The sequence below is a fragment of the Pseudoalteromonas sp. SR41-4 genome (assembly GCF_014163985.1).
GTDB classification, from domain to species: Bacteria; Pseudomonadota; Gammaproteobacteria; order Enterobacterales; family Alteromonadaceae; genus Pseudoalteromonas; species Pseudoalteromonas rhizosphaerae.
Map to the genome: position 1 here is coordinate 121,207 of NZ_JACJEI010000004.1, position 12,411 is coordinate 133,617.

Here is a 12,411-nt window from a genome sequence, read left to right on the forward strand (position 1 = left end):
GTCTTGGTTTAATTTTATTCAGCACCATGATTTAACTTGTTATTTGCCACCGGTGGCAGTTGATGGTATGTTTATAACGACAACCACAATTAAGTAAAATTATTTTTTCACTCAATTACAAAAGATAATTTTATAAAGAGCTAAACTGATTTTTTAAAAACAATAAAGAGCGAGTAGAATGGGAAAATTAATAGCAGCAATATTTATCATGGTGAGTTTTTCAAGTATGTCAGCAACTACTAAAGTTCAGCTTTTTATGGCAGGGGATTCAACCATGTCAATTAAAGAAGTGAAGGATTACCCTGAAACAGGTTGGGGAATGCCCTTTAGTATCTTTTTTAATGACAGCATCGACGTTAAAAATCGTGCTAAAAATGGTCGTAGTACACGCACCTTTATCAGTGAAGGCTTGTGGGCGGGCATTATAAATGAACTTAATAAAGATGATTTTGTGATCATTCAATTTGGTCATAACGATCAGTCAAAACAGAAAGTAGACCGCTACACTACACCAGAGCAATATAAGCAAAACCTAGTTAATTTTATTGCTGAAGTAAGAGCAAAGCAGGCACAGCCATTACTGATGACCCCGGTAACGCGTCGTTATTTTGATGAAAAAGGTCAGATCAAGGACACCCATCCTATTTACGCTGATATAGTAAGAGATGTAGCTAAACAGACAGGGGTCGATTTTATTGACATGGAACGGGTGACCCAACAGTATTTTCAAAAGCTTGGTGGGATCAACTCACGCTTACGTTTTATGCATATAGCACCTAACTTACATCCAAATTACCCTATGGGCGTAGAAGATAATACCCATTTCAATGAGCTTGGTGCTCGAGAAGTTGCTCAATTAGTATTAACTGAAATGAAAAAAATAAATCACCCACTCGTTAAACAATTACGCATACCTGATCCAAAACATTTAAAATAAAAGTAATTATCTATAAATTTTTCGATTAAGCATGATGTAGCTAATAACGTATGTAGTTTATTTAGTGTAGTGTTATTGCATTGGATGGATGTAAATACATTCAATGCAATAACTTCTGTGCACTTAGCTTAATCGACTAGATTAATTGATTAGCTAAAATTAATGATTGAATTACCCCCCCCAACAGACCCATTAATGTAATGATGGTTAAATTATTTTGATTATCTGTATCACTTAATTAACGGCAATGAGGAGTACGCATGTCTGGGTTATCTGCAATACCGTTTTCTTTACTTGAGCTTAGCCCAATGAAAGAAGATGCCACCGTCTCAAGTACTCTTGCAAATAGTGTCGCTTATGCACAAAAAGCTGATGAACTCGGTTTTAACCGATTTTGGATGGCTGAACATCATAATATGCCGGGAATTGTCTGCGCGGCAACCTCTGTATTAATTGGCCACATAGCAGGGCAAACTAAAACTATACGAGTAGGTGCTGGTGGCGTTATGTTACCAAATCACCCGCCACTGATTGTTGCAGAGCAATACGGCACGTTAGAGAGTTTATACCCAGGGCGTATTGATTTAGGTTTAGGTCGCGCACCAGGTAGCGATCATATAACCAGCCGTGCTCTGCGCCGAGATGAACGACGCGCTGAAAACTTTGCCGATGAAGTCACTGAACTGCAAACTTTATTAGGCCCTTACGATGGTAGTCACCCTGTTCGCGCTATTCCTGGCGAGAACACCAATGTACCTATTTGGTTACTTGGTTCCAGTTTATACAGTGCGCAACTAGCTGCTAAAAAAGGCCTCCCTTATGTGTTTGCTGGCCACTTTGCACCGCGTTTTGTTTATGATGCAATCGCTTTATATCGCCGTGAATTTCAACCTTCTGAAGTGTTAGACAAACCGTATGTAATGCTTGGCTTACCGATAGTTGCAGCAGATAGCGATGAACATGCACAGTTTTTAGCAACCACGTCAAAACAGCGTATCTTAGCACTATTACGTGGTGATCCTTTATGGCTAAAAGCTCCCGTTAAAAGCATGGCTGGATTATGGAATGAGCAAGAGCAGGCTCAGGTTGAAAACTTTTTAGGATTATCTGTGGTAGGGAGTCCAGTGACCATTGCTCATAAGCTAAATATGATAGTCAAAGAGCTTGGTGTCGATGAGTTCATTTTTACCAATGATCTTTACCAAAGTAGCGACCGTCATCACGCGTTGGAGATTTTACGGTCAATAAAAGCATAACCACTGAAAATTAAGCTAAGGTACACTTAACCCCCGTTACAATACAGAAACTAGCTAATACACAATGTTTACTAGTTTCTGAACTCTACTTAAAAGTGCAAAACACAGCACTAATCTTATTTAAGCTTGCGTTCTGTTTTTATAATCAATTCGATTTATATAATCAATTTTAACGTTTGATTTAAACACATTAAAATGAAGGTATAAACCAATAAAGTAATTACAAAGGAAGGCATATTTTGAAACCTCAAGACCCCAAAATCACAAATACTTTCGATAAAACAGCATTGATCGCGGAAGGTGGTGGGCAACGAGGGATCTTCACCGCAGGTGTACTCGATGCATGGCTTGAACATGAATATGACCCATTCGATTTATTTATTGGTACTTCAGCAGGTTCACAAAACCTTACTAGCTATTTAGCTCGCCAAAAAGGGTATGCCAAACGCTTAATCAGAGGGCTTTCGCGTCACAAACGATTTTTTCAATTAGGCCGTGGTTTAGTTGGTAAACATATAGTCGACTTAGACTGGTACTTTGATAAAACTACCGAAGTTAACAGAGCACTTGATTTTAAAACTGCAAAAGCAAGTTTGGGTGAACGAGAGTTACTTATTACCGCCACTAATGCCCGTGATCGAAAACCTTATTTTTTATCACCAACCGGTGAAGGCCAGCAATGGCGAGATCTATTGAAAGCGTCAAGTGCACTGCCATTTTTATATAAACAAGGTGTAAAACTCACGCCATGGTTAAATGCATTAGCTGCTAATGAAATAGATAAAACCGACGTACACGCTGAGTCAGACTTTTACCTAGATGGTGGCCTTGCTGCGCCACTACCAGTGCGCGAAGCCTACAATCGTGGTGCACGTAAAATTGTGGTGATCCGCACAGTTGATCAAGACTTTCAAGCGCAATCGGCATGGGTAAACAAGTTAAAAGCGTTTGTTTGTGCATCAGGATATTGCCCAAAAACCTTAGATTACTTATTACAACACGAACAAGCGTATGAGGATGAGTTAGCATTTATTGCCAATCCTCCGAAAGATGTAGAAATAATACAAATTTTTGCAAACCAAAAGCTTTCGAGCAAATTACTTGGTAGTTCAACCAATGATCTACGTCGTGATTATAAATTAGGTTTATTGGCAGGTAATAACTATTTTACTGAGCAATACCCAGCAAACAATACCCACCCTGTTGCTGTGGCTAACTAATTGGTATTAATGAATTTATTCCTATCAGTTGTATGTGAGTTGGATAAGTATCATGTGTTGTTAGTTTGTAATTAATAAGCGAGTCATAAATGGCTCGCATTAACGACCCGAGGCCTGCATTTATAATTACTGATCGCTGCGCCAATTAAAACAAATGCCAATGCAATTAAAACTGACCATGAAAAATGTATTTGTTGAGCCATAACCAGTAACACGGTAGATAGTAGCGGTGTTAAAAAACTCAAAGAGGCGAGTAACGTTTTATTACCTCTTTTTAAAGCGATGTCCCATAAGTAAAATGCGCCACCGACAGGTCCTAACCCTAACAAAAAAATACCTACAGTCTGCGTTAATGAAAAACGTGTGACTGTTTGTTCAAAATATATATGTGCCAATAAGGCCAAAATAGCTACATAAAGAGAAAGCCAACCAATATCATCAACGTGATTATCAAAGCGAGTCATGAACAATGAATAACTCGACCATAATAGCGCACAACTCGCAGCAAATAGGTAGCCTAAAAAGTACTGGCTATTGATAGTAAAACCACTGCCATCACTAATTAAAAACACGATCCCTATAAAACCAACCAGCCCGCCTATAATCGCATTTATTTTGTTTTCAGACCGCGCGACAAAAACACCCAATAACAATGGCCATAAATATACAATCAGGCTAATTTCGATCAATGGTGCATATTTAAGTGCCATAAAATAACAAAAATGAAAACCAAATAAACCAACTATGCCAATAATTGTTTGCGCCTTACCAAGTGTAGGCAGAGTTAACAAAGGCTGCTTGGTAACAAGCCGTTTAATAAACAGCAATAAGAACGACACAAAGAAGCACATAAATAGTAATTGAAAAGCCGGTAATGCTTTAGTTAAATTACCTAACAATGCTAATGCGCCCCATAAAAAAATAGCTAATACGCCGAAAATTGTAGACATAGCAAACATTTAATTAAAAATTAATTGATAAAGGTAGTTTATCAATTTTACTATCTAACACTGTGCTTAAAAGGCGATATTGTTGACGCTAAAGCTGCTTTTTTAAGTCTCGTGGGGATTGTTTGAAGTAGCAAGTGAAGGCGCGACTAAAAGCTGATGGGTCGTTATAACCAACCTGTTCACCAATGACTGCTATAGGTAAATCAGAGTAACAAAGTAAGGAACGCGCATGTTCCATTCTTAATTGCGTGTGATGTTTAACCGGGCTGGTGTGCATACATTGCTTAAAAACCGCTTTGAATTGAGTAACACTTAAACATGCAACCGCAGCCATATCATTCAATGTATAGTCTATCGATAAATCTTTTTTTATTAATAACAAAACGTTATTTATCCGCGGATCAATAGTCGCATTGGTAGTTTGTTGCCTGAGTAACACCAAAAATAAATTAAAACATAACGCTGCTTCATCTATGTTAGTTACACCTTGCAACTGCTTTTGGGTAAAACTTAGATAGCTCATTAATTTATCGTCAATACTGAAACAGGGGGCATTCATCGTCGTTAAGTTATTAGGGAGCTCTAATAAATCGGCCACTATAAAACGCGCATTTTCATCTGATTTAAACGCATGTAGAGTATTTTTAGGGATCACAACACATTGACCAACACCAACAGGCGCCGCGAAATTATTCATTTCAAGTTCTATATAGCCACTAAGTGGTAAAACAAGTTGGTGATAGTGGTGCTGGTGGCTGTGGATTTTTCGTGTGTAATATCGAATCGATAAGCTATTCATCTATTAAATTTAATAATTGCTATGACAAACAATCATGAAGGGAATTGTAGGGTGTTGTAAATAACTTTTTGTTATTTTAATACACTCAATACTTGCTAATTTATATCAGCAAGATAAAGTATTGCCAACTAAATATTCTTAAATTCAGCATATGTATTCTATTGCAGGTTGAAAAATAATAACAAGGGCAAACATGTTTGATTTAATCGTAGGCAGTATAAATAACCTACTTTGGGGTGAAGGACAAATACTGATCTACATTTTACTGTTTACAGGTATTTGGTTTTCAGTACGCTTAAAACTGATTCAAATTTTAAAATTTAAACACATGTTCAGCCTTCTCAAAGGCAGTAGCAAATGCAATAAAAACGACATTAGTTCGTTTCAAGCACTGTGCACCGGATTAAGTGCGCGGGTTGGAACTGGCAATTTAGCCGGTGTTGCTGTTGCGATATCATTAGGTGGCAGTGGCGCCATATTTTGGATGTGGGTGATTGCCATACTGGGCATGGCGACCGGTTTTGCAGAAAGCGTACTTGGCCAAGTGTATAAAGTACGTGATAGCCAAGGCGAATTTAGAGGTGGCCCCGCTTATTATATTCAACAAGGAATAGGCAGCCGTAGTCTCGCTATCGCGTTTGCGTTGTGTTTGTTCTTAGGTTATGGCTTTACTTTTAGCGCGATGCAAACCAACACCATTACTGATGCGCTTAATTTCGCTTTTGAAATTCCAACCTTATATTCAGGCATAGTCATAACCCTGCTTGCAGGCTCTATTATACTCGGTGGCTTTAAAGCTATTGCCCGCTTTGCTGAGCGAGTAGTGCCGGTGATGGGCATTGTATTTGTACTGGCAGCTGTGATTATTACCTTGATTAACTTCACCCAAGTGCCTGCTATGTTGACGGATATATTCTTATCTGCTTTTGGGCTGCAAGAAGCCGGTGCAGGCGCAATGGGCGCGGCAATCAAAAACGGTATTCAACGTGGTTTATATTCTAATGAGGCTGGCGCAGGCAGTGTACCGCATGCATCAGCAAGTGCGTCGCCCATTCCAAATCACCCAGTAACGCAAGGGTATATTCAAATGCTTGGGGTGTTTTTTGATACTATCGTGTTGTGTAGTTGTACCGCTGTGATTATCTTACTTGCTGATATTGATATCAGTGGTGAGATGGCAGGCATTCGCTTAACACAAGCGGCAATGACCGCACATTTAGCACAAGGGGGCGTGTACTTTGTAGCAGCAGCCATTACTTTATTTGCCTTTACCTCGGTAGTGGCTAATTACGCTTATGCCGAAAGTAACCTACATTTATTTAAGCTCGATAATAAAGTAGGGCGTGGCATTTACACATTTTTATATCTATCAATGATGATGTGGGGGGCGTCTGCCACATTAAAAGAAGTATGGGATTTAGCCGATATTGCCTTAGGGTTAATGACAGTGGTTAACGTTATCGCTATTATACTGTTAACGCCGACTATTTTGTCTGTCACCAGCGATTACCACGCACAAAGAGACAAAGGTTTAGAGCCCGAATTTAAAGTAAAAGATGTAAAAGTACAGGGCAAATGCGAAGACGGCATTTGGGACTAATTCAGCATACTTAACTATAAAAAGCGGTTTTATGGCAACATAAAGTTGCTTTTTGTCTTGCATAAATATTCACTTTTAGTGTTGTAAAAGTAACTAAAGCAACCAAAATAAAAGGCACAATTTTTAGATGATCGAGATTCACGCAGGGAAAACAGCGGCTAAAATTATTAACGAACAGGGCTTTAAACCTGAACTTTTCACCTCTTTTTTAGGTGCAAGTGGCGGTCCTAAATGGTTTACATTATTTGGTTTAGATAGATATATTTTTGGTGAATTTTTTAAAAACCGATCATCGCAACTCAATTTAATTGGATCATCAGCTGGAGCATTCAGATCTGCATGTTTTTCACAAAATGATCCCGTTGCGGCCATTACGCGGTTAGCAAAATCATACAGTGAAACGCGCTACTCAAATAACAAACCAACACCGCAAGAAATAACAACCAAAGCTCGTGCTTTACTAGAAGATGTTTTTGGTAATAATGGAGTTACAGAAATAATCAATAACCCGGTTTTTAAATCACATTTTATTGTCGCAAAATCCAATGGCTTAGTAGCGAGTGAACTAAAAGCATTGCAGTTACTCGGACTTACCAAAAGCTATTTAAGCAATCGTGTAAACAGACGATTTTTAACAACCCAATACGAACGCGTTATTTTTCAAGCGCCCAACAGTGAATTGGCAGTTAAAGACAGTTATAAATTTAAAACCACACATATAGATTTAACCACTGACAATTTAAAAGATGCGTTACTGGCATCGGGATCAATACCGCTAGTAATGCAAGGTATAAAAAATATTGCCGGCGCGCCTGCAGGCATGTATCGCGATGGTGGTATTGTTGATTACCATTTTGATTTAAAAATTAACAACCCAGGTTTAATTTTATACCCGCATTTTAATAGCGAACCAAAAGCAGGGTGGTTTGATAAAAATTTAAAACGTAAAGTCACGTCACAAAACTACGACAACGTGGTAATGATCACCCCATCAAAACAATTCATCGCCAGCTTACCTTATGGAAAAATCCCAGACCGCACCGACTTTACTGATCTCGATGCCGACACCCGAATCAAATACTGGCGAACCGTGTTTAGTGAAACCGAAAAATTAGCTGACGCGTTTGATCAAAACCTATCAAACCAGAAAATTGATTTGAAGATAATTAATTGATGTTTCTAAAGTGAGAAAATATTTTAGACTATTGATTTATAATTTCCGGTACAAAATATGAAATAAAAGGGCAGAAAGCCCTTTTTTAACAATGAATTAGTTATTTATATTCAACTCAAAATGTAAATCTACATATCATCTGAAAGGTGTAACTTATCAATATCAGCCTCTATATGAAAAGTAACATCATTAAAGATATTTCCATTATAATCTAAATAAAAACCACCCCGAACCCAGAAACAATCTTTACGCTTAAGATTATTTGGGTCAATAGAGAACTCTCTAAAAAGACAACTAATATCAAGCTCAATTCTTTTACCAGACCGTTTTGCTTTTAAAACTTCACAACCATTGTTAAAACTATAAATACAGAATTCAGAATTATCTTTTAGGTTTTTTATTTCTTTAAAGAGAATATTTAAGTCGTCAATGATTTCAAAGGAAAAGACTATTCTTTCAGTGATATCATTCTTAAATAAATACGGCCTAAGTAAATGAACATCATTAGATATAAATTTTTTAGTCATTTCAATGTGATCTGTAATTATCCAGCCAGATATGTTTTTTGAAATAATCCGATTATCGATTTCAAGCTTTATATTTAAATCAACTTTTTCATTTTGTGCATGTATAATTTTGTGGCATTCAGTACATATTAAAACACATTTATCTAATTCTTTGAGTTGAAGAGTATAAAGCTTTTGCTCGATTAAATTTTTATAATTTGATGCTTTTAATTCAGGATTTATGTGATGAAATTCAAACATACGGTTGAGAGTTTTATATCTTTTAAGCACATCCGATATTGACTTACCACAATGGTCACACCCATTTCCTTTATATTCATATAAATGTTTCTTTGACATATACGACTCCTTTTTAGCTTCCAGTCTTCGAAGATATATCTCCGATTATATCTAAAAGTTGACTTTGTAGGTCAGATAAATACATATCTTGAGTTTTATTTTGCTCATTAAGTGTCTTTTACATGCTATCATGTTCCTTTGTTGACCATTTATATCGGTATACGAGTTGAAGATCTGATGGTTTAACTTTTCCCCACAGTGGTGGCATTATGTGGTCGTGATAGAAAATTCTACAATCTATCAATGAGTAAGTAGAAGAAAATAGGCTAAGCGAATTATTAAAGTTAGCTAATAACTGACGCACTCGGTAAAAGTTTAATTATAAAAAATTAAACTGAAATTAGTTGAAAACCTTAAACGATCGATTATTTTTTGGCTGATGGCTGATGGCTGATGGCTGATAGCCTATAATCTATCTTATGTTAAATAGCGTAAAGTAAATTAAAGTGGGCGTAATTATACAAACTAGCCCACTTTTAGCAGGGTTTTACTGGCTTAATTTAGCTCAGAATCTACCCAGAATTTAGTGCCTTTTAGTACAGCTTGTAATGCAAGGCCATTTTCGGTTAATGAATAAACAGTTACTTGATCTGCAATGGCTTCGGCAACAAGTGCACCGCCTTTATCTTGGTATTTTGCCGCTGCATCGGCATTGCCACCGAAGGCCCAACCATTTTCAATAAAACGATTTAACGCAGCTTGATTATGAAAAACCATTACAACGTTAAAGTCTTTAACACCTAAACCAAGTCCTAAACCAGCTTCACCCATATTCATATAAGTGGATTTACCCGTCAAATTATTTTTAACCACACCATAGCCGCCACCAAAGCTGGCTAAAACAACATTGACATTAGCATTATCAAATACTGCATAACCAGCGGCATTTTTAATTTGCTCTTTAACATCTGGTTTTTCTTTGTATAATTTACTGAGTGTATCTGCTCGCATATTTTGCACTAGATTACGCTTTTCAGTTGGAGAAGCACTACCTGTTGTAGCACAACCAGACAGGACTAATGTTAGTGCAACTAAACTTAAAACTATTAACTTTTTCATATGCCTTCCTTAAACCAGCAACATTGCTTTGGTATTATCTGATTAGCTTAACAATATAATCATTCACTAAGTCCAATACTAGACAGTATCGGACTTTAAAGTTAAACTGTAACTACTTTATTTTATTAGAAATAACTATATTATGCTTGTTGCTTTGGTCGATACATTAAAACAATTACGGTATCAAATTGCCCATCTTGAAGATGATACAATGCAATCAGAATACCCAGAACTTGCCACCTTTATACAGCAAGTTGGCTTGACTGTCGCTGAATCTAAGCAAGAATTAGTATTTTTGTATCAATTTTTATATGTTTATGGTCGAAAATCAGAAGCGACCTATAATCGTTTTCGGAACGAACTCGAACGCTTTTACCTATGGTCTTGGTTAGTCGCAGAAAAATCAGTATTTGAATTAAAACGTGAAGACATAGAAGCCTATGTCGATTTTATGGTCGAACCCGATAAAAGCTGGGCGATGACTTCAGTGCAGTGGCGCTATAAAGATGAGCAAGGGATCCGTAGATTAAACGAAAATTGGCGCCCTTTTATGCTCAAAGAATCTATTGCTAGCCAACAAACATTAGCTGCCATGTTTACTGCTTTAAATGTATTTTACAAGTTTGCTATTTTAGAAGAAAAAACCTTTGCTAACTTTGTACCGGTTGTAAAAAAGAATAGCCCTTATTTAGTTGTGCAATCACAAATAAAAATTCCTGATACCTTGAGTGATATTCAATGGGAATATGTATTTGGTGTCACACGTGATAAGTGTGAGCAACAACCTGATCTTGAAAGAAATTTATTTACCTTAGCGTGTTTAAAAGGTCTTTATTTACGGATCTCTGAACTATCAGAGCGACCACAATGGTCGCCTGTTATGTCTCATTTTTGGCAAGATAATGATGGCTTTTGGTTTTTAAGAATTATGGGTAAAGGAAATAAATTACGTGATGTCACACTCAGTGAAGATTTTGTAACTTATTTAAAACGTTATAGGTTGTACCGAGGTTTACCAGCCCTGCCCCGCGTTGATGAATCTGATCCATTGGTGCATAAAATTCGTGGTCAAGGCGGAATGACCGTTCGACAAATTCGTCGCTTAGTTCAACAAAGTTTTGATTTAGCCAAACAATCTTTACTTGATGATGGCTTTACTGATGATGCCGAGCAACTAGAATCGGCAACAGCGCATTGGCTCAGACATACTGGTGCTACGCATGATGCACAAACTCGCCCTTTAAAACATTTATCAGAAGATTTAGGACATGCAAAAATTGCCACCACCGATCAAATATATATTCAGACAAATATCAAAGAACGAGCAAAATCTGGACTTAAAAGGAAAATCTAAATGGAATATGTTGTATTAGCTGCAGTGGGTTTAGCCTTTTTAATTTATTCATTATCTATGCATCAATTAGAGCGAGCTGAAATTACCGGACCTATGTTTTTTGTTATTATCGGTGCGTTGATCGGGTTTATGCTACCAAGTAAAACGGCATATTTAACCAGAGACTTAGATCACTTATTACCTTTAATAGAATTAACACTGAGCATATTTTTATTTACTGATGCGGCAAAAACCAAACTGATGGTTTTAAAACACAGTTTTCAATACCCTAGCCTATTACTTTTTATTGCTTTACCACTTACCTTGTTTGCTGGAATTATTATTGCGAGTTTAATGTTTACCCAGCTAACACTTATTCAAGCTGCACTAGTTGCAATAATATTAACGCCGACAGATGCAGCGCTTAGTAAAGGATTATTAAATAGCAGCGCGGTGCCTGAAAAAATTCGTGAAGGGATCAATACTGAAAGTGGTTTAAACGATGGTTTATGTGTGCCAATATTTTTAGTCTTGATGTTGTTAGCAAAAGAGCCTGCATCTACATTTTCGGTTTTTGAGACGGTCATTGTTTTTGCGCGTGAATTAGGTGTGGCTATTCTGGTTGCAGTTGCTGCGATGGGATTGATCATTCCCGCGATTAAATTTGCCATGCAACGTCATTATTTTTCAAATAATAGTAGCCCATTTTTAGTGGTTGGTATGGCAATGGCCATTTTTTCAATCGCACAAAGTTTACATAGCAGTGGTTTTATTGCGGTGTTTGTTGCTGGATTATTTTTTGATAGATTTACAGATCAGGCTTTACGCTTAAAACTCGTTGAAGATAGTGAACACATCGCGGACTTTACTGGTTTGTTGATCTGGTGTTTATTTGGTTTTGTGTGCAGCTATTTAGTTTTGCCAGAATTATCATGGGCACTTGCTGTATTTGCACTACTGAGTACAACGCTTATTCGAATTATCCCTGTGATGTTGTCACTACAATTTACTAAATTAAAAATGAAAGAACGTTTTACTTTTGCTTGGTTTGGCCCGAGAGGCTTAGCATCTATTGTATTTACTTTAATGGTGATCGATAGCGGCATCGAAAATAAATACCTTATAGCTACGATTGCTATGACAACTATTTTATTTAGTGTTTTTATTCATGGTATGAGCACCAAGCCTATTGCTGATAGTTATTTAAAATAAAAAAA

Annotated in this window: 11 protein-coding genes; 7 read left to right on the forward strand and 4 right to left on the reverse strand. The window is 37.0% G+C overall.

Translation table 11 applies throughout. The features are described from left to right. Positions 1–178 precede the first annotated feature (178 nt). From H5180_RS04835 to H5180_RS04845, 3 genes are all read left to right on the forward strand, one after another. Positions 179–937: a rhamnogalacturonan acetylesterase gene (locus H5180_RS04835; protein WP_182757802.1), complete on the forward strand. Its 759-nt coding sequence runs from the start codon at positions 179–181 to the stop codon at positions 935–937. Positions 938–1,197: 260 nt separating this feature from the next. Then, positions 1,198–2,193, forward strand: coding sequence for an LLM class flavin-dependent oxidoreductase (locus H5180_RS04840; protein ID WP_182757803.1), 996 nt, complete (start codon positions 1,198–1,200; stop codon positions 2,191–2,193). Positions 2,194–2,432: 239 nt separating this feature from the next. Continuing rightward, positions 2,433–3,413: a patatin family protein gene (locus H5180_RS04845; RefSeq protein ID WP_145239058.1), complete on the forward strand. Its 981-nt coding sequence runs from the start codon at positions 2,433–2,435 to the stop codon at positions 3,411–3,413. An 83-nt stretch (positions 3,414–3,496) separates the two neighbouring features. Here H5180_RS04845 and H5180_RS04850 read toward each other — a convergent pair whose 3' ends face one another. Next, positions 3,497–4,363 carry a DMT family transporter gene (locus tag H5180_RS04850; RefSeq protein ID WP_182757804.1) on the reverse strand — a complete coding sequence of 289 codons (867 nt, stop codon included), beginning with the start codon at positions 4,361–4,363 and terminating at the stop codon, positions 3,497–3,499. A gap of 88 nt (positions 4,364–4,451) precedes the next feature. Then, positions 4,452–5,162 (reverse strand): AraC family transcriptional regulator, encoded by a 711-nt coding sequence (locus H5180_RS04855; protein WP_145239052.1) that lies wholly within the window; start codon positions 5,160–5,162, stop codon positions 4,452–4,454. Positions 5,163–5,355: 193 nt separating this feature from the next. Between H5180_RS04855 and H5180_RS04860 the strand changes: the two genes are divergently transcribed. Together H5180_RS04860 and H5180_RS04865 are read left to right on the forward strand one after the other, a co-directional pair. Beyond that, positions 5,356–6,762 carry a sodium:alanine symporter family protein gene (locus tag H5180_RS04860; RefSeq protein WP_182757805.1) on the forward strand — a complete coding sequence of 469 codons (1,407 nt, stop codon included), beginning with the start codon at positions 5,356–5,358 and terminating at the stop codon, positions 6,760–6,762. 127 nt (positions 6,763–6,889) lie between these two features. Beyond that, positions 6,890–7,936 carry a patatin-like phospholipase family protein gene (locus tag H5180_RS04865; RefSeq protein WP_182757806.1) on the forward strand — a complete coding sequence of 349 codons (1,047 nt, stop codon included), beginning with the start codon at positions 6,890–6,892 and terminating at the stop codon, positions 7,934–7,936. Between the two features lie 128 nt (positions 7,937–8,064). Here H5180_RS04865 and H5180_RS04870 read toward each other — a convergent pair whose 3' ends face one another. Together H5180_RS04870 and H5180_RS04875 are read right to left on the reverse strand one after the other, a co-directional pair. Beyond that, entirely contained in the window at positions 8,065–8,802 is a 738-nt protein-coding gene (locus H5180_RS04870; RefSeq protein ID WP_182757807.1) for a hypothetical protein, read from the reverse strand. 495 nt (positions 8,803–9,297) lie between these two features. Then, positions 9,298–9,861, reverse strand: a complete 564-nt coding sequence (locus H5180_RS04875) for a YSC84-related protein (RefSeq protein WP_145239042.1) — start codon at positions 9,859–9,861, stop codon at positions 9,298–9,300. A 142-nt stretch (positions 9,862–10,003) separates the two neighbouring features. Here H5180_RS04875 and H5180_RS04880 point away from each other — a divergent pair, with 142 nt between their 5' ends. Next, positions 10,004–11,215, forward strand: coding sequence for a tyrosine-type recombinase/integrase (locus H5180_RS04880; RefSeq protein ID WP_149980295.1), 1,212 nt, complete (start codon positions 10,004–10,006; stop codon positions 11,213–11,215). Continuing rightward, positions 11,216–12,406, forward strand: a complete 1,191-nt coding sequence (locus H5180_RS04885) for a sodium:proton antiporter (protein ID WP_182757808.1) — start codon at positions 11,216–11,218, stop codon at positions 12,404–12,406. The last annotated feature ends 5 nt before the right edge of the window (positions 12,407–12,411 follow it).

Bases quoted from the DNA above. Each gene is read 5' to 3' on its own strand.
- H5180_RS04835 (WP_182757802.1), top strand. From the start codon at position 179: ATGGGAAAATTAATAGCAGCAATATTTATCATGGTGAGTTTTTCAAGT.
- H5180_RS04840 (WP_182757803.1), top strand. From the start codon at position 1,198: ATGTCTGGGTTATCTGCAATACCGTTTTCTTTACTTGAGCTTAGCCCA.
- H5180_RS04850 (WP_182757804.1), bottom strand. From the start codon at position 4,363: ATGTCTACAATTTTCGGCGTATTAGCTATTTTTTTATGGGGCGCATTA.
- H5180_RS04855 (WP_145239052.1), bottom strand. From the start codon at position 5,162: ATGAATAGCTTATCGATTCGATATTACACACGAAAAATCCACAGCCAC.
- H5180_RS04860 (WP_182757805.1), top strand. From the start codon at position 5,356: ATGTTTGATTTAATCGTAGGCAGTATAAATAACCTACTTTGGGGTGAA.
- H5180_RS04865 (WP_182757806.1), top strand. From the start codon at position 6,890: ATGATCGAGATTCACGCAGGGAAAACAGCGGCTAAAATTATTAACGAA.
- H5180_RS04870 (WP_182757807.1), bottom strand. From the start codon at position 8,802: ATGTCAAAGAAACATTTATATGAATATAAAGGAAATGGGTGTGACCAT.
- H5180_RS04875 (WP_145239042.1), bottom strand. From the start codon at position 9,861: ATGAAAAAGTTAATAGTTTTAAGTTTAGTTGCACTAACATTAGTCCTG.
- H5180_RS04880 (WP_149980295.1), top strand. From the start codon at position 10,004: ATGCTTGTTGCTTTGGTCGATACATTAAAACAATTACGGTATCAAATT.
- H5180_RS04885 (WP_182757808.1), top strand. From the start codon at position 11,216: ATGGAATATGTTGTATTAGCTGCAGTGGGTTTAGCCTTTTTAATTTAT.